This is a genomic window from Streptomyces collinus, assembly GCF_031348265.1.
GTDB classification, from domain to species: Bacteria; Actinomycetota; Actinomycetes; order Streptomycetales; family Streptomycetaceae; genus Streptomyces; species Streptomyces collinus.
On sequence record NZ_CP133771.1, the window covers coordinates 4,853,093 to 4,872,734 of the forward strand.

The window sequence follows — 19,642 nt, forward strand, 5'->3', positions numbered from 1 at the left end:
GGTGCCGGTCACCGGTCAGGTTCGGGATCCCGCAGCCAGTTGATGAGTTCCGAGGAGAACGCGACCGGGTCCTCCTCGTGCGGGAAGTGACCGAGGCCGTCGAACAGACGCCAGCGGTAGGGGGCTTCGACGTACTCGCCGGACCCGGCCGCGCTGCGCGTGCGCATCACGGGGTCGAGCGAGCCGTGCAGATGGAGGGTCGGCACGCGCACCGGCCGCTTCATCCGCCGGTTGAACTGGAGGCCGTCCGGGCGGGCCAGGGAGCGCACCATCCAGCGGTACGGCTCGACCGCGCAGTGCGCCGCGGAGGGGATGCACATGGCGCGGCGGTACGTCTGAAGCGCCTCGTCCTCGGGTGGGCGCGGCCCGGACCACTCCTGGATCAGCTCCGCCACGAGCGCCCCGTCGTCGGCGGTGAGCTGCCGCTCCGGGATCCAGGGCCGCTGGAACCCCCAGATGTGTGAACCGGCGCGGCTCTGCTTGACGTCCCTCAGCATGGCCGAGCGCCAGCGCCGCGGGTGCGGCATGGACGAGACCGCCAGCCGCCGCACCAGCTTGGGGCGCATCGCCGCCGCCGTCCACGCGAGGTATCCGCCCAGGTCGTGGCCGACCAGCGCGGCATCCGGCTCGCCGAGGGAGCGGATGACGCCGGTGACGTCGAGTGCGAGGTTGGCGGGGTCGTAGCCGCGCGGCGTGCGGTCGCTGCCGCCGACACCCCGCAGGTCCATGGCGACGGCCCGGAAACCCGCGTCGGCGAGCGCCACCAGCTGGTGCCGCCACGTCCACCAGAACTGCGGGAAGCCGTGCAGCAGCAGCACCAGCGGCCCGTCGCCCAGCTCGGCGATGTGGAAGCGGGCGCCGTTGGCGGCGACGTCGCGGTGGCTCCAGGGGCCGTCGAGCAGGACGGCCGGAGCCGGTGGTGCCGAGGGTGTGTCGGGGTCCGTCATGATGACGAGCGTGCCACAGCCTCGATGGCCTCGGGGACCCGGTCCTGCGGGAGCTCCGGACGCGGGTGCGGCTTGGCCTTCTGCAGGACGACCGCACTCTCCTTCATCGAGGCGGCGACCTTCTGCGGGCCCTTGCTCTTCTTGGCCTTCTTTGCGAAGACGATGCCGACCAGCGCCAGGACGAGCGCGACCAGCACGTTCGCCGCGAACGACAGCAGGAAGCAGACCGCGAGGTTCCAGTCGCTCCAGGTGCGGATGCCGTACGCCAGCGCGAAGTTCAGCATCGGCAGGGAGAAGATCAGCACCGCTCCGGCCGCCGAGAAGGCGCCGCCGCTGGTCGCGCCCCGCTTCACGTCCTGCCTGAGTTGCGCCTTGGCCAGCGCGATCTCGTCGTGCACCAGCGCCGACATTTCCGCTGTCGCCGAGGCGAACAGCTGGCCGATGCTGCGTTCGGCGCCGACCGGGCTGCCGTCGGGTGCGCTCATCGCGGTCTCCCTCTTCTGCGTACGGTCCGTTGTCCGCGTCGTGTTCCTGGCCCGCCGCAGTCTTCCGGCCGGGCACGGTCCGACTGCGTACGGTCCCGTCTTTTGTACCGTCTCGTCAGATCATGCCGGACGGTGGTGGTCCTCGCCTGCCCCGCCCGGTACTTCGGCAAGCCCGTGGCGCTCGGCTGCCTTCTCCCGGGCGATCCGGCGGTGCTCGGCGGCCTTGCGGTCGTAGAGGGCGGCGAGCCGCAAGTGGTAGGCGGGATCGTCCTCCTCGTAGACGTCCGGGATGCCGTCGGCGTCCTCATCGCGCTCCTCGTCCGCCCACAGACGGCGGTACTTGGCGTTCCGGATCTTCAGCAGAACGGTCGCGAGTGTCGCGGCGATCAGCGAGCCCAGCAGGACGGCGGCCTTGACCTGGCCGGTCATGGTCTGGTCGCCCTCGAAGGCGAGTTCGCCGATGAGCAGCGAGACGGTGAAGCCGATGCCGGCGAGACTGGACACCGCGAAGACGTCCGCCCAGGCGAGGTCGTCGCTGAGCGAGGCGCGGGTGAAACGAGCCGTCAGCCACGTCCCGCCGAAGATGCCCACCGCCTTGCCGACGACGAGCCCGAGGACGACGCCGAGGGTCTCCGGGCGGGTGAACACGTCGGCCAGAGCCCCGCCGGAGATGGCGACACCGGCGCTGAAGAGGGCGAACAGCGGCACCGCCAGCCCCGCCGACAGGGGCCGCACGAGGTGCTCGATGCGCTCGCCGGGGGAGCGGTCCTCTCCCTCGCGGCGGTGGCAGCGCAGCATCAGGCCCATGGCGACACCGGCGACGGTGGCGTGGATGCCGCTGTTGTACATCAGCGCCCAGACGACGAGGGCGAGCGGCACGTACACGTACCAGCCCCGCACGCCCTTGCGCAGCAGCACCCAGAAGAGCAGCAGCCCGGCGACGGAGCCGCCGAGCGCGGCGAAGTTCAGGTCGGCGGTGAAGAAGACGGCGATGATCAGGATCGCGAAGAGGTCGTCGACGACGGCGAGTGTGAGCAGGAAGGCCCGCAGCGCGCTGGGCAGGGAGGTGCCGATGACGGCGAGCACGGCGAGCGCGAAGGCGATGTCGGTGGCGGTCGGCACGGCCCAGCCGTCCAGGGAGCCGCCGCCGGCGGCCGCGGTGACGGTGTAGACGAGCGCCGGTACGGCCATGCCGCACAGGGCGGCGACGACCGGCAGCGCGGCGGCCTTCGGATCACGCAGGTCGCCCGCGACCAGCTCGCGCTTGAGCTCGATCCCGGCGACGAAGAAGAAGATCGCGAGCAGTCCGTCGGCGGCCCAGTGCGCGACGGAGAGGTCGAGGCCGAGGGCGGCGGGGCCGATGTGGAAGTGGGAGACGCTCTCGTAGCTGTCGTGCAGCGCGGGGATGTTCGCCCAGAGCAGTGCGGTGACCGCCGCGGCGAGCAGCAGCACCCCGCCGACGGTCTCGGTGCGCAGCGCGTCGGCCACATAGGTCCGCTCGGGCAGCGACAGCCGGCCGAAGACCTTGCGGGGGGTGGTGGAGCGGGGCGCGGTCACGGGGGAGACCTCCGGTCGATGGGCAGGGCGGAACACCTGCCGACCAGACTTCCCGGCGCACCATGGAACACTTGTTTTGCTTAGTTTAGGTAACCGTACAGCCGCGCGCATCCGGTGGTCTTCGCCTCCGCCGGGACGCGCTCACGGAGGGCACCCGATGATCGGGTGCCCTCCATCGGTTCCGTCATGCCGGTGCCGTGATCAGTCCTCGCTGGGCGCGGCGGGCAGCTTGGACTGGATGAGGTCCATGACCGTGGAGTCGGTCAGCGTGGTGACGTCACCCAGCTGGCGGTTCTCGGCGACGTCCCGCAGCAGACGGCGCATGATCTTGCCGGAGCGGGTCTTGGGCAGCTCGGCCACCGGCAGGACCCGCTTGGGCTTGGCGATCGGGCCGAGGGTGTTGCCGACGTGCGTGCGCAGCTCGGCGACCAGGTCCTCGGTCTCCGAGGCCGTGCCGCGCAGGATCACGAACGCGACGATCGCCTGCCCGGTCGTCTCGTCCGCGGCGCCGACCACCGCCGCCTCGGCGACGGAGGGGTGGGAGACCAGCGCCGACTCGACCTCCGTGGTGGAGATGTTGTGCCCCGAGACGAGCATGACGTCGTCGACCCGGCCGAGCAGCCAGATGTCGCCGTCGTCGTCCTTCTTGGCACCGTCACCGGCGAAGTACTTGCCCTCGAAGCGCGACCAGTAGGTGTCGATGAACCGCTGGTCGTCGCCCCAGATGGTGCGCAGCATCGACGGCCACGGCTCGGTCAGCACCAGATAGCCGCCACCGCCGTTGGGCACCTCGCTGGCCTCGTCGTCGACGACCGTCGCGGAGATGCCGGGCAGCGGTGTCTGCGCCGAACCGGGCTTGGTCGCGGTCACGCCCGGCAGCGGGGTGATCATCATCGAGCCGGTCTCGGTCTGCCACCAGGTGTCGACGACCGGGGTGCGGTCGCCGCCGATGTTCTTGCGGTACCAGATCCACGCCTCGGGGTTGATCGGCTCACCCACCGAGCCCAGCACGCGCAGGCTGGACAGGTCGAACTTGGCGGGGATGTCGTCGCCCCACTTCATGAACGTACGGATCGCGGTCGGCGCGGTGTAGAGGATCGTCACGCCGTACTTCTGGACGATCTCCCAGAAGCGGCCCTGGTGCGGGGTGTCGGGCGTGCCCTCGTACATGACCTGCGTCGCGCCGTTGGCCAGCGGGCCGTAGACGATGTACGAGTGGCCGGTGACCCAGCCGACGTCGGCCGTGCACCAGTAGACGTCGGTCTCCGGCTTGAGGTCGAAGACGGCGTGGTGCGTGTAGGCGGTCTGCGTGAGGTAGCCGCCGGAGGTGTGCAGGATGCCCTTCGGCTTACCCGTGGTGCCCGAGGTGTAGAGGATGAACAGCGGGTGCTCGGCGTCGAAGGCCTGCGGGGTGTGCTCGGCGCTCTGCCGTCCGACCAGGTCGTGCCACCACACGTCGCGGCCCTCGGTGAAGGCGACGTCCTGGCCCGTGCGGCGCACGACCAGGACGTGTTCGACGATGCCCGCCTTCTCGACGGCCTCGTCCACGGCCGGCTTGAGCGCGGACGGCTTGCCGCGCCGGTAGCCACCGTCGGAGGTGATGATCACGCGCGCGTCGGCGTCCTGGATGCGGGTGGCGAGCGCGTCCGACGAGAAGCCGCCGAAGACGACCGAGTGGGCGGCGCCGATCCGGGCGCAGGCCAGCATCGCGATCGCCGTCTCGGGGATCATCGGCATGTAGACGGCGACCCGGTCCCCGGCCTGAACGCCCAGCTCCAGCAGCGCGTTGGCCGCCTTGGACACCTCGTCCTTGAGCTCGGCGTAGGTGATGGCGCGGCTGTCGCCGGGCTCGCCCTCGAAGTGGATGGCGACCCGGTCGCCGTGCCCTGCCTCTACGTGCCGGTCGACGCAGTTGTAGGCGACGTTGAGCTTGCCGTCCTTGAACCACTTGGCGAACGGCGGGTTCGACCAGTCGAGCGTCTCGGTGGGCTCCTTGGCCCAGGTCAGCCGACGGGCCTGCTCGGCCCAGAAGCCGAGCCTGTCAGCCTTGGCCTGCTCATACGCCTCCGCCGTGACGTTGGCGTTCGCGGCCAGGTCGGCGGGGGGTGCGAACCTGCGCTCTTCCTTGAGCAGGTTGGCCAGGCTTTCGTTGCTCACGGCATCTGCCTTTCCCAGGGTGTCCGTTGTGTCCCAGGCCACAGCTCATCAGACCCGGGGGTGCGATGACAAGGGCCGACCGCCGATTGGTTTAGACCTGTCGAGCGGTGCTGTCGGGACCGGGGTCATCCGTACCCACGGACGCCGACCAGGGAAAGTTCACGTCGTGTGCTGCCGGTCACCTGGAACTCGGGCGATCGGCGGCCGGCCAGGACCGTCCGCCACAGAGGGCAACCGGGTGTGCTCTCGGTTCGACCGGGAGCACACCCCAACCGGTGCCGGGCCGGAGCATCCCCGGCCCGGCGTCCGGCTCACGCCGTCAGGTCCGACTCCCGTACGCGGTCGAAGACCCCACCGGCATCCGTCTCGGTGAGCAGATACGCCTCGGCCTCGCCCACGTGGAAGTACATCCCGTGCAGCTCCAACGCGCCCTCGTCGAGGGCCCGGGCGACCGAGTCGTGGGCGCGCAGGTGCTCCAGCTGCTGGACGACGTTCGTCAGGCAGAGCTGCTCGACCGCGTCTGCGGGGGTGCGCCCGGCCAGCCTGCCCCAGGGCCGACTTGCGTCGGCCATGCGCTCCAGGCTCGGCAGCCCGTGCCGCAGCCACCGCTTCAGCGGGGTCCGGGCGCCGCCGGGCTCGGAGTCGAGCAGGGCCTGCATCGCGCCGCAGCCAGAGTGCCCGCACACCGTGATGGACCGTACCCGGAGCACGTCCACGGCGTACTCGATGGCGGCGGCCACCGAGTCGTCGCCGCTCTCCTCGCCCGGGCGCGGCACGAGGTTCCCCACGTTGCGCACGACGAACAGGTCGCCCGGGCCACTGGAGGTGATCATCGATGTGACCAGCCGGGAGTCCGAGCAGGTCAGGAAGAGCTGCGAGGGCCGCTGCCCCTCACGTGCCAGCCGGGCCAGCTCGCTGCGCACCAGGGGTGCGGTGTTGCGCTGGAACGCGCTGATGCCACGCGCCAGTTCGTGCCCGCTGGCTCCGCCGGTGCCCGTCGGGTCCGGCTCGGAGCGGTCCGACCCGTCCGGGTTCTTCTCGGCGGGGGGTGTGGACTGGGGGCCGTCGCACTGGTGGTTGCGCCAGGGTGTCCAGGGCCGGCAGCGGCAGTCGCCGGAGGCCTGGGGCTCGGAGATGCGGGTTCCGGGATGCCGGCCGGTGATCTCGACGGTGCCGCCCTGCGCGGTGTGCGTCTTCTGCCAGTCCTGCAACGTCTCGTACGCCGCGTGGTCCATGAACGACCCGTCCAGCTCGACGACGGTGTCGGCACCGTGGGGCACGAGATGCAGGGTCCGGCTGAGCCGTGGCACCGCGAGGAACGTCAACTGCCCTCTGACGTGTACGTGATGGACTCCTTCCTTCTCATTGTGCCTGATGCGGGTGCGGGTGAGGCGGTGCAGGGCGACGCCGACGGCCATGGCGATGCCGAGCGCCACGCCCTCCAGGACGCCGAGGGAGACCACGCCGAGGGTGGTGACGGCGTAGACCCAGACCTCCCGGTGGCGGGTCACCGTGCGGATGTGGTTCAGGGAGACCATCTGGATGCCGACGGCCATCACCAGGGCGGCGAGCGAGGCGAGCGGGATGAGCTCCAGGATCGGGACCATCAGCAGCGCGGCGATCACTACGAGAACGCCGTGCAGCATCGTGGAGCTCCGGCTGACGGCACCCGCGTGCACATTAGCCGAACTCCGCACGGCCACACCGGCGATGGGCAGCCCGCCGAGCGAGCCGGAGACGATGTTGGCGGCGCCCTGCCCGAGCAGTTCGCGGTCGAGGCGAGAGCGCCCGACCCGGGCGGACAGGCCCGGGCGGGCGGACACCAGCTTGTCCACGGCGACGGCGCCGAGAAGCGACTGCACGCTGCACACCAGCGTGGTGGTGAGCACGGCGGCGACCAGGCCGAGCACGGGGCCCTCGGGCAGTCCGGCCAGGGCGTGGTTGCTCCAGGACGGCAGGTCGACCTTGGGCAGGCGGAGCCCGGCGAGGGCGGCGGCCGCGGTGGCTCCGGCGACGGCGACGAGCGCGGCGGGAAGCTTGCGCAGCAGGCGTCCGGCCCGGCCGGGCAGTCTCGGCCAGAGCAGCAGCAGCGCCAGGGTCAGCACGCTCACGGACACCGACGCGGGGCGCATGTCCGCCAGTTGTGCGGGCAGCGCGCGGAGGTTGTCCGGGACGGAACTCTGCGGGGTGCCGCCGAGCACGATGTGCAACTGGGCGACGGCGATGGTGACGCCGATCCCGGCGAGCATGCCGTGCACGATGGCGGGGCTGACGGCGAGCGCACCACGGGCCACGCGCAGGCAGCCCAGGCCCAGTTGGGCGAGGCCGGCGAGGATGGTGATGGCGCAGGTCGTCCGCCAGCCGTAGCGCTGGATGAGGTCGGCGGTGACGACGGTGAGTCCGGCGGCCGGTCCGCTCACCTGGAGCGGGGAGCCGCCGAGCCGCCCGGCGACCAGTCCGCCCACGGCCGCGGCGACGAGGCCGGCCTGGAGGGGGGCGCCGGTGGCGAGGGCGATGCCCAGGGACAGGGGCAGGGCGATCAGGAAGACCGCGATCGAGGCCGACACATCGGCACCCGCGATCCGGAACCGGCGGGGCCCGGGCGGCGGCGGACTGTGGGGCGGATGGGTGCGTTCGGTTCGGTTCGGATCGGTGGCGCGTGTGGGGACGCAGGCTGACATGGCTTCCCGTCTCCTCCGGGGCTGCGCGGTCGCGTAACTGTGGGGTCCCGCTCGGGGCGGGGTTCGGTCGCGGCGGTCACGGCGTAAATCGGCGGGATGAATCCAACGCTCGGTAAACGGATCGTAATGCAGAGTAAAGGACGAGCATAGACTTTACGGGCAAATGGGCGAATAGATCACCCTGAAGGGTGAAGTGGCTATTTGATCGGCTTGTCGTACTAATTCCTTCTCGATCTCGTGCGAATTTGGCGGCGCTGTCCGCACCCGAGAGAAGGAAGAAGGTGGGCGGAACATGGCCGCCACCCACAGGATCGCCGCGAGTTCCGTGATCGCCGCGGTCTGCGCCGCATCGCTCGCCGGCTGCGCGACCGGCACCCCCCGGCAAAAGACTCCCGCCCCGCAGAAGGCGACGCCGGCGCAGGCGCCGAAGAGTGCGGTCCGGCTGATCGGAGACGGCTCCACCGCCTACACCGGCGCCCAGCCGCGCCTGCCCAGACCCGAACGCCTGCGGCCCGGCCAGAAGCCCCCGCAGTTCGTCGTCTTCTCCTGGGACGGCGCGGGCGAGGACAGCCAGAAGCTGTTCTCCCACTTCCGCAAGGTCGCCAGGGACAACAACGCGACCATGACGTACTTCCTGAGCGGCGTGTACATGCTGCCGGAGGACAGGCGTGACCGGTACCGGCCGCCGCAGCACTCGCCGGGGCGCTCCGACATTGGCTTCAACGACCGCCGCGGCATCGCCGCCACCGCGAAGCAGCTGCGCCTGGCATGGCTGGAGGGCAACGAGATCGGCACCCACTTCAACGGCCACTTCTGCGGCAGCGGCGGCGGGGTGGGCGAGTGGTCGGTCGAGGACTGGAAGGACGAGATCTCCCAGGCCAAGCAGTTCGTGAAGACCTGGAAGACCAACACCGGCCTGAAGGACGCGGCCCCGCTGCCCTTCGACTACGACAAGGAGCTCATCGGCGCCCGCACGCCCTGCCTCGAAGGCCAGCGCAACTTCATGAGGGCGGCCCGCGAGCTGGGTTTCCGCTATGACACCAGCGGCGTGAACGACCAGGTCTGGCCGAAGAAGAAGGAGGGTCTGTGGGACGTGTCCATGCAGCTCGTGCCGTTCCCCGGCCACTCCTTCGAGCAGCTCACCATGGACTACAACTTCATGGTCAACCAGTCGGGCACCAAGACCCAGGGCAACCCCGCCATGCACGGCTTCTGGGGCGACCAGATGCGCGACGGCCTGCTCAAGGGCTTCTCACGGGCCTACCAGGGCAACCGCGCGCCGCTGATCATCGGCAACCACTTCGAGTCCTGGAACGGCGGCACCTACATGCGGGCCGTCGAGGAGGTCATCGAGACGGTGTGCACCAAGGAGGAAGTGCGCTGCGTCTCGTTCCGGCAGCTCGTGGACTGGCTGGACGCGCAGGACCCGAACACGCTGGAGAAGCTGCGCACCCTGCCGGTCGGCCAGGCGCCCAAGGAGGGCTGGGCGTCCTTCCTGTCGGACCGGCCCGCCCCGGCTCCCAAGGGTGTCCCCGGGCCTCCGGCGGCCAAGCGGTAGCTCTCCGGGGTGATGCCGCCAGGCGCACGCGCGCGTGAAGAAGGCCACTCCGCCGTGGGGCCGGGCCCAGGGATGCGTAGGGTCGTACTCATGAGTACAGCAGGCGCGACCGCCGATCCCCTCGCGGCCCTGGGGGCGCTGCCCGGAGTGGCCGATTCCGTGGAGTCCGTACGCAAGGCCGTGGACCGGGTCTACGGGCACCGGGTCATGCGGCGGCGCAGCAACGCGATCACCTCCGAGGCAGCCCTGCGCGGCGCCCGCGGCTCGGCCGCGCTCTCCGGGGCCGACTGGGCCCTGGAGGAGGTGCGCCGTCGTACGGACTTCAGCGGCGACGACGAGTCCCGCACCGTGGGCGCCGCCCTGCGGCTCACCGCGGAGGCGGGCCAGTTGCTGTCGATCTGGCGGCAGTCGCCCCTGCGGGTGCTGGCCCGGCTGCACCTGGTGGCGGCCGCGGACAAGGCCGATCAGGTGGGACGGCCCCGCAAGGAGGGCGAGCAGGTCGACGAGCCGCTCGTCGGACTGCCGCTGCCGAGCGCCGCCGAGACGCACGGCAGGCTGGACGGACTGGCCGGCCTGATCATCGCGGGCGGCTCCGCACCGGCGCTGGTGACGGCCGCCGTCGTACACGGCGAGCTTCTGGCGCTGCGCCCCTTCACCTCCCACAACGGCCTGGTCGCCCGCACGGCCGAACGCATCGTCCTGGTCGGCAGCGGTCTGGACCCGAAGTCGGTCTGTGCGGCCGAGGTCGGCCACGCCGAGCTGGGCCGTGACGCCTATCTGGAAGCCCTCGGCGGGTACGTCTCCGGCACCCCGGAGGGAGTCGCCGCATGGATCGCCCACTGCGGCAGGGCGGTCGAACTGGGAGCCCGCGAGTCGATGGCCGTGTGCGAGGCGCTGCAGCGCGGAGCGGCCTGACATCACCCGGCCGGAAAAATGATGCGGCGGTACGAGATCTCGTACCGCCGCTGGCATGAGCATCGGGTTACCAAGCGTCCTCGATATATGCCCATCAGGCCGGGAGCTTTGCCCGTGACCTGGTGCGGCTGGCCCGTATTCGACGGGTCGACGTCGCGTGGGTGCCCGGTGTTCATGCTCGGTCCGTGGGGCCAAATGCGTTAAAAGGTGATCCTCTCGGATGTCCTTGGTCTCGCGGGCCGTTGAGTCCTTTGTACTCCTGCCCCGGAGCAAGCGGAAGTCCAGGCTGCACTTCTTTACTTTCGGGTTCACACAGGGCGGCCTGTCGCCGCAGGTCAAGCGGCCGTCGTACGGCGCCTGTTCGCGTACCAGACGAGTCCCGCGGTGGCCGCGGCGGCGCCTATCGCGGCCACCGCGACGAGCGCCGGGCGCGGCGGCACGGAGAACGCGGGGATGCGCTGCTTGAGCCGGACCGGGCGGTGGAAGTCGAGGATCGGCCACCCGCGCGCGAGGGCCTCGCGGCGCAGTGCCCTGTCCGGGTTCACGGCATGCGGGTTCCCGACGGACTCCAGCATCGGCACATCGGTCGCCGAGTCGCTGTAGGCGTAGCAGCGGCTGAGGTCGTAGCCCTCGGACTCGGCCAGTTCCCTGACGGCCTCGGCCTTGGTGGGGCCGTACGCGTAGTACTCCACCTCACCGGTGAAGCAGCCGTCGTCGCCCACGACCATGCGGGTGGCGACCACGCGGTCCGCCCCCAGCAGCTCGCCGATCGGCTCGACCACCTCGGCGCCGGATGTGGAGACGATCACGACGTCGCGGCCGGCGGTGTGGTGCTCCTCGATGAGGGAGGCGGCCTCGTCGTAGATGATCGGGTCGATCAGGTCGTGCAGCGTCTCGGCGACGATCTCCTTGACCTGTTCCACGTTCCAGCCGCGGCACAGGGCGGACAGATATGCGCGCATGCGCTCCATCTGGTCGTGGTCGGCGCCGCCCGCCAGGAAGACGAACTGGGCATATGCGGTACGCAAGACGGCCCTGCGGTTGATCAGACCGCCTTGGTAGAACGACTTGCTGAACGTGAGCGTGCTCGACTTCGCAATGACCGTCTTGTCCAGGTCAAAGAAGGCGGCTGTGCGGGGCAACGAGTGGTTTTCCACGTCCCAGAGCATAGGGGCAGCCCATTCGGCGTAAGGTGGGGCGCGTGGGTTTGCCTGAGAAGGCTCTCGGGTACACCATGGAAGTCACGGATCGTTCGCGACCGTGCTAACCCGGCCCGACTCCTCCCCCCCCGAGTCGGCCGTGGGGACGACCCCCGCTCTCCCCCCCGGCGGGGGTCGTCGCATGTCCGGGTGGGTTTTCTCCCTCGTTTCACGGCCTGAACGCCGCTCCTGTGCGGACGTGCAGCAAGGACTTGGCATGCCCATGTCTTATGACGTTGAGTAGTCATCGGGCTGCTCTGTGGGAGCAGCACAGAGGGTCGGAGCGGCTCACCGGTACGGGTGACGGCGATATTCACAACCCCCCGGGTGTCCACAGTTATCCACCAAGATCCACACGATTTCCGGGATCGCTGCACCGTGATTCCAGCGCGCCCCGCTCGCGGCGAGTTCATGGCCGGTTCCGAGTACCCGGGGGCGTATGGCCGGTTTCTGTCGGCCGTTCACAGGGAGGCCGCTTGCCGGTTCTTCCCGCGTTTGGGAATCGCGGGCCGCAGGGGCCGCGCGAGCCATGCAGCGAAGGGGGATGGAAACCGTGACCGGAACCGTCACACACGACCCGCCGCCGGGCGCCGGAGGGCGGCAGGGCGGACCGCTGATCGTCACCGAGGACACCGAACTCCTCGACGACCTGCTGCGCCTGTGCGCGGCGGCGGGCGCCACACCCGAGGTGCACCACGGAGTGCCGGAGCGCAGGGGCAGTTGGGAGGCCGCACCGCTCGTCCTGGTCGGCGACGACGCCGCGCGGCGGGTGCGCGGGGCCGTGCGCAGAAGGGGCGTGGTGCTCGTAGGCCGGGACCAGGACGACTCCGGGGTGTGGCGGCGGGCCGTCGAGATCGGGGCCGAGCACGTCCTGATGCTGCCCGACGGCGAGCAGTGGCTGGTCGACCGGATCGCCGACGTGGCCGAGGGCGTCGGCCGGCCCGCCCTCACCGTGGGCGTCATCGGCGGCCGGGGCGGGGCGGGAGCATCCACTCTCGCGTGTGCCCTCGCCGTCACGTCCGCGCGGGAGGGACTGCGCACCCTCCTCGTGGACGCCGATCCGCTGGGTGGCGGACTCGACGTACTCCTCGGCGGTGAGACGGCCGAAGGGCTGCGCTGGCCCGCGTTCGCCTCCTCGCGCGGCCGGGTCGGCGGGGGCGCCCTGGAGGAGTCGCTGCCCGAACTGCATGCGCTGCGCGTGCTCAGCTGGGACCGCGGCGACCGGATCGCGGTCCCGCCGCAGGCGGTGCGGGCGGTGCTCGCGGCGGCCCGGCGCCGGGGCGGCACGGTCGTGGTCGACCTGCCGCGCCGGATCGACGACGGCGTCGCCGAGGTCCTCACCCAGCTGGACGTGGGCGTACTGGTCGTGCCCGCCGAGCTGCGGGCCGTCGCGGCCGCGGGCCGGGTGGCCTCCGCGGTCGGCATGGTCCTGCGGGACCTGCGGGTGGCCGTCCGCGGGCCCTACCCACCCGGGCTCGACGACCGTGAGGTGGCCCGGTTGCTCGGACTGCCCCTGGTCGGCGAGGTACCGGCAGAGCCGGGTCTGTCGCGCCCGGACGACGCCCCGGCGCCACCGGGCGCGGCTCCCCGCGGACCCCTCGCCCGGTTCTGCAAGGAGTTCTGGGAGCGGGCGCTCGCCGAGGCGGGTGCGGCATGAGCACCCTGGCCGGAACCGAAGGCGCGGCGCTGCTCGACGGGGTGCGGCGGTGGCTGGCCGAGAGCGGGGCCGATCCGACCCCCGCGCGCGTGGCGCAGGCTCTGCGGGAGCAGGGGCGGGTCCTCGGAGATGCCGAAGTCCTGGGAGCCGCCGCACAATTGCGGTCCGAGCTGGTCGGCAGCGGGCCGCTGGAGCCGCTGCTCGCCGATCCTTCGGTGACGGACGTGCTGGTGTCGGCCCCCGACCGGGTCTGGGTGGACCGGGGCGGGGGACTGGAGCTGACGCCGGTCCGCTTCGCCGACGCGGCGGCCGTACGACGGCTCGCCCAGCGCCTCGCAGCGGTGGCCGGGCGCCGTCTGGACGACGCCCGTCCCTGGGCCGACGCCCGGCTCCCCGACGGCACCCGGCTGCACGCGGTGCTGCCGCCGGTGGCGGTGGGCTGCGCCTGCCTGTCACTGCGGGTCGTACGGCCGCGCGCCTTCACGCTGGGCGAGCTGGTCGCGGCGGGCACAGTGCCGCCGGGCGGGGACCGCATGCTGCGCGCCCTGCTCGACGCCCGGCTGTCCTTCCTCGTCAGCGGAGGCACCGGCACCGGCAAGACCACGTTGCTGAGTGCCCTGCTGGGGCTCGTGGGACCGGACGAGCGGATCGTCCTCGCCGAGGACTCGGCGGAACTGCGGCCCGAACACCCGCACGTCGTGCGGCTGGAGACCAGACCCGCCAACCAGGAGGGCGCGGGCCTCGTGACCCTGGAGGACCTGGTGCGCCAGGCCCTGCGGATGCGGCCGGACCGGCTGGTCGTGGGCGAGGTGCGCGGGCCCGAAGTGGTGCATCTGCTGGCCGCGTTGAACACCGGCCACGAGGGCGGCTGCGGAACCGTGCACGCCAACGCCGCCGCCGATGTACCGGCCCGGCTGGAGGCGCTGGGTACGGCCGCCGGGCTCGACCGGGCCGCGCTGCACAGCCAGTTGGCGGCCGCCCTCTCCGTGGTGCTGCACCTGGTACGCGATCGGACCGGTCGGCGGCGGATCGCCGAGGTGCACGTGCTGGAGCGGGACCCGTCGGGCCTGGTGCGGACGGTGCCGGCGCTGCGGTGGGGAGCGGAGGCGTTCGCGTGTGAGCGGGGGTGGGAGCGGCTGCGGGGGCTGCTTCGGGGCGGCGCGAGCGGGAGCGGGCCGGGTGAGGCCGGGGCGGAGGGGACGTCATGACGGGGATTCCTGAGATGTCGATGGGTGCGGCCGTGGCGTGCGTGGGCGCGGCCGTCTGGCTGCTGGGTGAGCGCCAAGGGGCGGCGCGACGGGCGCGGCTGCTGCTCGCGAGCGGCGAAGCCGCGGGGAGCGGGCCGCCCGGCTGGCGGCGGATGGCCGGTGAACTGCGGCACGTCCGCGGGCGGTTGCGGCCCGAGTGGTGGTCACCGGTGGCCGGGCTGGTCCTGGCGGTGCTCGGGGCGTCGGTGCTGCCGGCCGTCCTGGGTGCGGCCGGGGTGCCCTTGCTGCGGCGGGTCCGGCTGGCCGGCCGGGCGCGGCGGGACCGGGAGCGCCGGTCCGACGCGGTGGTCGCCTTGTGCGGAGCGCTCGCCGGCGAGGTGCGGGCCGGACGCCAGCCGGGTGAGGCGCTGCTGCGGGCCGCGCGGGACTGCGGCGGACTCGCGGACGCGCAGGCGACGGTGCTGGCGGCGGCGCGGTTCGGCGGTGACGTGCCGGGCGCGCTCGCTACGGCGGCCCGGCAACCGGGTGCCGAGGGACTGCGGGGACTCGCGGCGTGCTGGCGGGTCGCCGTGGACCAGGGCGCCGGGCTCGCCGCCGGACTCGACCGGCTGGCCGCCGCACTGCGTGCCGAACGGGATCAGCGGTCAGATCTGCGGGCCCAGTTGGCGGGTGCCCGGGCCACCGCGGTGATGCTCGCCGGGCTGCCGGCCCTGGGGCTGCTCATCGGCACCGCCCTCGGGGCCGATCCCCTGCACGTCCTGCTGCACACCGGGGCGGGGCTGGGCTGCCTGGCGGCCGGCGGGGTGCTGGAGGGTCTGGGGCTGTGGTGGGTGCAGCGGATCGTGAGGGGTGCGGAGGCGGCGACATGAGCAGCGGAGAAGTTGTCCACAGGCTGGGGGCGGCCGTGGGGATCGTGCTGGCCTGCGTGTGGCCGGTGCGGTGGGTGGTGGAGGTGCGACGCCGCCGGAGGATGCGCCGACGGCTGGCCGGGCTGTCGAGGGTCCGGGAAGCGACCGTTCCCGTCCCACGGCGGGCATGGCGCGGGGCCGCGCGGACGTGGCTGCCCCCTGTGGGCGTGGCCTGCGCCGGATGGGTGCTTGCCGGAGGGCTCACCGGGGCCGCGGTGGGACTGGTCGGCGCGGTGGGCTTGTGGCGGTGGCGGCTCAGGCAGGAGACGGCCGGGGCGGACCCTGGGGCACCCGACCTCGCCGAGGCGGCGCGCCAACTGCCCTTGGCCGCGGACCTGCTGGCGGCCTGCATCGCGGCGGGCGCCGGCCCGGTGATCGCCGCGCAGGCGGTTGGTGAGGCCCTGCGCGGACCTGTCGGCGATGCCCTCGCCCGGGGTTCGGCGGAGGTGCGGCTGGGCGGCGAACCGGGCTCGGCCTGGCGGACGTTGGGTGCCGTCCCGGGCGCAGGCGGTCTCGCACGGCTGCTGGAACGGGCCGATGTGTCCGGACTGCCCGCCGCGGTACCGGTCGCGCGGCTCGCCGCGGAGGCCCGGGCCGACTGGGGCCGCGCCGCGACGGCCCGGGCCCGGCGGGCGGGCGTGATGGTCAGTGCGCCGGTCGGGCTGTGCTTCCTGCCCGCGTTCATCGCGGTCGGCGTGCTGCCCGTGGTGATCGGCCTCGCGGGCGGGGTGCTCGGAGGGGGTGGTGGATGACGCGGCGACCGACCGCAAGCAGTGAGCAGTGAACAACAGGGGTTCGGACTCTTTCCCACGGGGGTTGAGATGTATCAGGCGGTACGGGCACGACTGCGTGCCCTGGTGTGCGGGATGCGTGCGGCGCGGAGGGACGCGGGGATGGTGACCTCCGAGTACGCGATGGGAATCGTCGCGGCGGTGGCGTTCGCGGTGGTGCTCTACAAGGTCGTCACGAGCGGCCCGGTCAGCACGGAGCTGCAGAACATCGTGAAGGAAGCCCTCAATGCGCGGATGTGAGCGGGGCGCGGACCGGGGGTTCGTCACGGCGGAGGCGGCCGTGGTGCTGCCCGTTCTGGTGATGTTCGCGATGGCGCTGGTGTGGGGGCTGCTGGTCGTGGCCGCGCAGATCCAGTGTGTGGACGCGGCGCGGACGGGTGCGCGTGCGGCGGCCCGGCAGGACCCGCCCGGGGCGGTCGTGAAGCTGACCCGCGAGGCGGCGCCGCCGGGCGCGACGGTGACCGTCAGCCGGGATGCGGAGCACGTCCGGGTGGTCGTCGAGGCGGAGCCACCGGTGCTGCGCGGTCTGTCCTTCACCGTGCGCGAGGAGGCCGTGGCGTCGGCGGAGGAGGCGGTGGGCCCGTGAGACGGCGTCGAAGGGATGCCGAGCAGGACCGGGCATCGGCTGCCGTCCGGGGTGTCGGCCCGGGCCGGGGGTCCGTCGCGGTCCGGGGTGTCGGCCGGGGCCGGGGGGCCGTCGGCGCCGAGCAGGGCGTTCATGGGCTCGGCCCGGACCGGGGGTCTGCCAGCGTCTGGAGCGTCGGGGCGATCGCCGTTCTGTGCGTGGTGTTCGGTGTCGTGCTCGCGCTCGGGCAGGCCGTCGTCATCCGCCATCGTGCGGCGGGCGGTGCGGATCTCGCGGCGCTCGCCGCGGCGGACCACTGGGCCGACGGTGGCACGGCTGCCTGTGCCCGGGCCGGCCGGGTGGCCCGGGCACAGGGCGCGCGGCTCGTGCGGTGCGAGGTCGCCGGGGAGATCTCGGACGTGACGGCGGCGTCGGGCCGCGGGCCCTTCACAGCGGAGGTCAGGGCCCGGGCGGGGCCTCCGACGGGTCTGCTGGATCTCCCTGAGCCTGCTCAGGTGCCTCGTCCGCCGTCTCCTTCTCCTCAGGAGCCCCCTCCAACAGCACCGTGAGGAGCCGGACGGCCCCCCTCTTGTGCAGCGGGTCATTGCCGTTGCCGCATTTGGGGGACTGGATGCAGGACGGGCAGCCGGCGTCGCACTCGCAGGAGGCGATGGCCTGGCGGGTGGCGGTCAGCCAGGTGCGGGCGGTGTGGAAGGCACGCTCCGCGAAGCCCGCGCCACCCGGATGGCCGTCGTAGACGAAGACCGTGGGCAGGAGCGTGTCGGGGTGGAGCGGGATCGACACGCCGCCGATGTCCCAGCGGTCGCAGGTGGCGAAGAGGGGCAGCAGGCCGATCGACGCGTGTTCGGCGGCGTGCAGGGAGCCGCCGAGGATCTCGGGGTTGATCCGGGCCCGGTCCAGCTGGTCCTCGGTGACGGTCCACCACACGGCGCGGGTGCGCAGCGTACGGGGAGGGAGGTCGAGTTTGGTCTCACCGAGCACTTCACCGGTGATGAGCCGTCGGCGGAGGTAGGAGACGACCTGGTTGGTGACCTCGACGGAGCCGTAGCAGAGACGGCCGTCCCCCCAGGGGATCTCGACGTCCGTCTCCAGGACGGAGATCGATGTCGTGTCGCGGGCGACCGTGGAGTAGGGCGGGGCGGCCTCCTCGACGAGGGCGACGGAGTCCTCCAGGTCCAGCGACCGCACGAGGTACGTGCGGCCCTGGTGGAGGTGGACCGCCCCCTCGTGCACCGTCGAGTGCGCGGCGCCCGCGTCGACCGTGCCGAGCAGCCGGCCCGTGCCGGTCTCGACGACCTGGACCGGGCGTCCGCCCTCACCGCGGATGTCGGTCAGGTCGGCGGCGCGCTCGCGGCGGGTCCAGTGCCAGGCCCGGGTGCGGCGGCGCAGCAGCTTCGCGGCCTCCAGCTGCGGCAGGAGGGCCTCGCCGGCCGGGCCGAACAGGTCGAGGTCCTCGTCCGTCAGCGGCAGCTCCGCGGCGGCCGCGCACAGGTGCGGGGCCAGCACGTAGGGGTTGTCCGGGTCGAGGACGGTCGATTCGACGGGCTGGTCGAACAGGGCCTCGGGGTGGTGGACGAGGAAGGTGTCCAGCGGGTCGTCTCGGGCCACCAGGACGGCCAGGGCGCCCTGCCCGGACCGTCCGGCCCGGCCCGCCTGCTGCCACAGGGAGGCGCGCGTGCCCGGGTAGCCGGCGATGACTACCGCGTCGAGGCCGGAGATGTCGATGCCGAGTTCGAGGGCGTTCGTCGCGGCGAGGCCCAGCAGTTCACCCGATTGGAGGGCTTGTTCGAGAGCGCGGCGTTCCTCGGGGAGATAGCCGCCCCGGTACGCCGCGACACGCCCGGCCAGCGATCGGTCGACCTCGGCCAGACGCTCCTGGGAGATGACCGAGATCAGCTCGGCGCCACGCCGGGAGCGGACGAAGGCGACCGAGCGCACGCCCTGCACGGTGAGATCGGTCAGCAGGTCGGCGGCCTCGGCGGTGGCCGTGCGGCGGACGGGTGCGCCCTTCTCGCCGTGCAGCTCGGTCAGCGGCGGCTCCCAGAGGGCGAAGACCAGTTCCCCGCGCGGGGAGGCGTCGTCGGCCACCTCCAGCACCGGCACCCCGGTCAGGCGGCGGGCGGCCACCGCGGGCTCGGCGGCGGTCGCGGAGGCCAGCAGGAACACGGGCGACGCGCCGTAGCGGGCGCACAGCCGGCGCAGCCTGCGCAGCACCTGGGCGACGTGCGAGCCGAAGACACCCCGGTAGGTGTGGCACTCGTCGATGACCACGTACTTCAGCGACTTCAGGAAGGAGGACCAGCGGGGGTGGGACGGCAGGATGCCGCGGTGCAGCATGTCCGGGTTGGTCAGGACGTAGTTGCCGTACTGGCGGATCCACTCGCGTTCCTCGAACGGAGTATCGCCGTCGTACACGGCTGCGCGAACGGAATGGCCCAGGGGATGTGAAAGTTCCTTCACGGAACGGCACTGGTCCGCCGCGAGAGCCTTGGTGGGAGCCAGGTAGAGGGTGGTCGCGCCGCGGCCGTTCGGAGCCTCCGCGCCCTCCACGAGCGCGGACAGGACCGGCACGAGGTAGGCCAGGGACTTGCCGGAGGCCGTGCCGGTGGCGACGACGACCGAATCCCCGTCCAGGGCGTGCTCCGCCGCGCGTGCCTGGTGGGCCCAGGGATGCTCGATGCCCGCGGCTCGCACGGCCGCGACGACCTCCGCGCGGATCCGGTCCGGCCAGACGGCATGCCGACCCTCACGTGGGGGCAAGTGCTCCGTATGAGTAATGCGCGCAGCCCTGCCGGGACCGGACGCGAGCCGGTCCAGGACCGCGCCCGGCGCGGGTCGGGAGGCAGGGTCCGTCCGGGTTCGATCGGATCGGTGATTCTTGGCCATCGGCACCGAGTGTGTCACTGGCGTGACGGACAATGGAGCCAAGGCGTCGTGCACGCCTGCCGGTAAGTGATTGAATGCCATCGCGGCTGGCGAAGCGTCCAGGGGCT

15 protein-coding genes and 1 pseudogene are annotated in these 19,642 nt (G+C 72.4%); 9 read left to right on the forward strand and 7 right to left on the reverse strand.

Annotated features, from left to right (window positions below):
• Positions 1-8: 8 nt before the first annotated feature.
• The 5 genes from RFN52_RS22170 to RFN52_RS22190 form a co-directional block, all read right to left on the reverse strand.
• A complete protein-coding gene (locus RFN52_RS22170) occupies positions 9-947 on the reverse strand; it encodes an alpha/beta fold hydrolase (protein WP_184848329.1) in 939 nt (312 codons plus the stop codon).
• Positions 944-1,432, reverse strand: a complete 489-nt coding sequence (locus RFN52_RS22175) for a phage holin family protein (RefSeq protein WP_062928293.1) — start codon at positions 1,430-1,432, stop codon at positions 944-946. Before RFN52_RS22175 ends, RFN52_RS22170 begins: the two co-directional genes overlap by 4 nt.
• A gap of 120 nt (positions 1,433-1,552) precedes the next feature.
• A complete protein-coding gene (gene nhaA, locus RFN52_RS22180; RefSeq protein ID WP_184848331.1) occupies positions 1,553-2,989 on the reverse strand; it encodes a Na+/H+ antiporter NhaA in 1,437 nt (478 codons plus the stop codon).
• A 201-nt stretch (positions 2,990-3,190) separates the two neighbouring features.
• Positions 3,191-5,146 carry an acetate--CoA ligase gene (gene acs / locus RFN52_RS22185; protein WP_184848333.1) on the reverse strand — a complete coding sequence of 652 codons (1,956 nt, stop codon included), beginning with the start codon at positions 5,144-5,146 and terminating at the stop codon, positions 3,191-3,193.
• A 311-nt stretch (positions 5,147-5,457) separates the two neighbouring features.
• Entirely contained in the window at positions 5,458-7,827 is a 2,370-nt protein-coding gene (locus RFN52_RS22190; RefSeq protein WP_184848335.1) for a bifunctional SulP family inorganic anion transporter/carbonic anhydrase, read from the reverse strand.
• A gap of 292 nt (positions 7,828-8,119) precedes the next feature.
• Here RFN52_RS22190 and RFN52_RS22195 point away from each other — a divergent pair, with 292 nt between their 5' ends.
• On the forward strand, positions 8,120-9,385 hold the full coding sequence (locus RFN52_RS22195; RefSeq protein WP_184848337.1) for a polysaccharide deacetylase family protein: 1,266 nt from the start codon (positions 8,120-8,122) through the stop codon (positions 9,383-9,385).
• A gap of 90 nt (positions 9,386-9,475) precedes the next feature.
• A complete protein-coding gene (locus RFN52_RS22200) occupies positions 9,476-10,300 on the forward strand; it encodes a Fic family protein (RefSeq protein WP_184848339.1) in 825 nt (274 codons plus the stop codon).
• A gap of 335 nt (positions 10,301-10,635) precedes the next feature.
• Here RFN52_RS22200 and RFN52_RS22205 read toward each other — a convergent pair whose 3' ends face one another.
• The gene (locus RFN52_RS22205; protein ID WP_184848341.1) at positions 10,636-11,469 is read right to left on the reverse strand and encodes an HAD family hydrolase; all 834 of its coding nucleotides are present in this window, start codon (positions 11,467-11,469) and stop codon (positions 10,636-10,638) included.
• Between the two features lie 574 nt (positions 11,470-12,043).
• Here RFN52_RS22205 and ssd point away from each other — a divergent pair.
• The 7 genes and pseudogenes from ssd to RFN52_RS22240 form a co-directional block, all read left to right on the forward strand.
• On the forward strand, positions 12,044-13,156 hold the full coding sequence (ssd, locus tag RFN52_RS22210; RefSeq protein ID WP_184848343.1) for a septum site-determining protein Ssd: 1,113 nt from the start codon (positions 12,044-12,046) through the stop codon (positions 13,154-13,156).
• A complete protein-coding gene (locus RFN52_RS22215) occupies positions 13,153-14,364 on the forward strand; it encodes a TadA family conjugal transfer-associated ATPase (RefSeq protein WP_184848345.1) in 1,212 nt (403 codons plus the stop codon). The genes ssd and RFN52_RS22215 overlap by 4 nt, the downstream gene beginning before the upstream one ends.
• Positions 14,361-15,233, forward strand: coding sequence for a type II secretion system F family protein (locus RFN52_RS22220; RefSeq protein ID WP_184848347.1), 873 nt, complete (start codon positions 14,361-14,363; stop codon positions 15,231-15,233). Before RFN52_RS22215 ends, RFN52_RS22220 begins: the two co-directional genes overlap by 4 nt.
• Positions 15,230-16,024, forward strand: a complete 795-nt coding sequence (locus RFN52_RS22225) for a type II secretion system F family protein (RefSeq protein ID WP_184848349.1) — start codon at positions 15,230-15,232, stop codon at positions 16,022-16,024. Before RFN52_RS22220 ends, RFN52_RS22225 begins: the two co-directional genes overlap by 4 nt.
• A 69-nt stretch (positions 16,025-16,093) precedes the next feature.
• Complete coding sequence (locus RFN52_RS22230) at positions 16,094-16,303, forward strand: DUF4244 domain-containing protein (RefSeq protein WP_184848351.1); 210 nt, start codon at positions 16,094-16,096, stop codon at positions 16,301-16,303.
• Positions 16,290-16,649: a TadE family type IV pilus minor pilin gene (locus RFN52_RS22235; RefSeq protein ID WP_184848353.1), complete on the forward strand. Its 360-nt coding sequence runs from the start codon at positions 16,290-16,292 to the stop codon at positions 16,647-16,649. The genes RFN52_RS22230 and RFN52_RS22235 overlap by 14 nt, the downstream gene beginning before the upstream one ends.
• A 140-nt stretch (positions 16,650-16,789) precedes the next feature.
• Positions 16,790-17,197 (forward strand): annotated as a pseudogene (locus tag RFN52_RS22240) (Rv3654c family TadE-like protein); the annotation flags it as partial.
• On the opposite strand, the gene sftH reads toward RFN52_RS22240, so the two are convergent.
• Positions 17,088-19,616, reverse strand: a complete 2,529-nt coding sequence (gene sftH, locus RFN52_RS22245) for a DEAD/DEAH box helicase (protein WP_311241026.1) — start codon at positions 19,614-19,616, stop codon at positions 17,088-17,090. The pseudogene RFN52_RS22240 and the gene sftH sit on opposite strands and share 110 nt — an antisense overlap.
• Positions 19,617-19,642 lie beyond the last annotated feature (26 nt).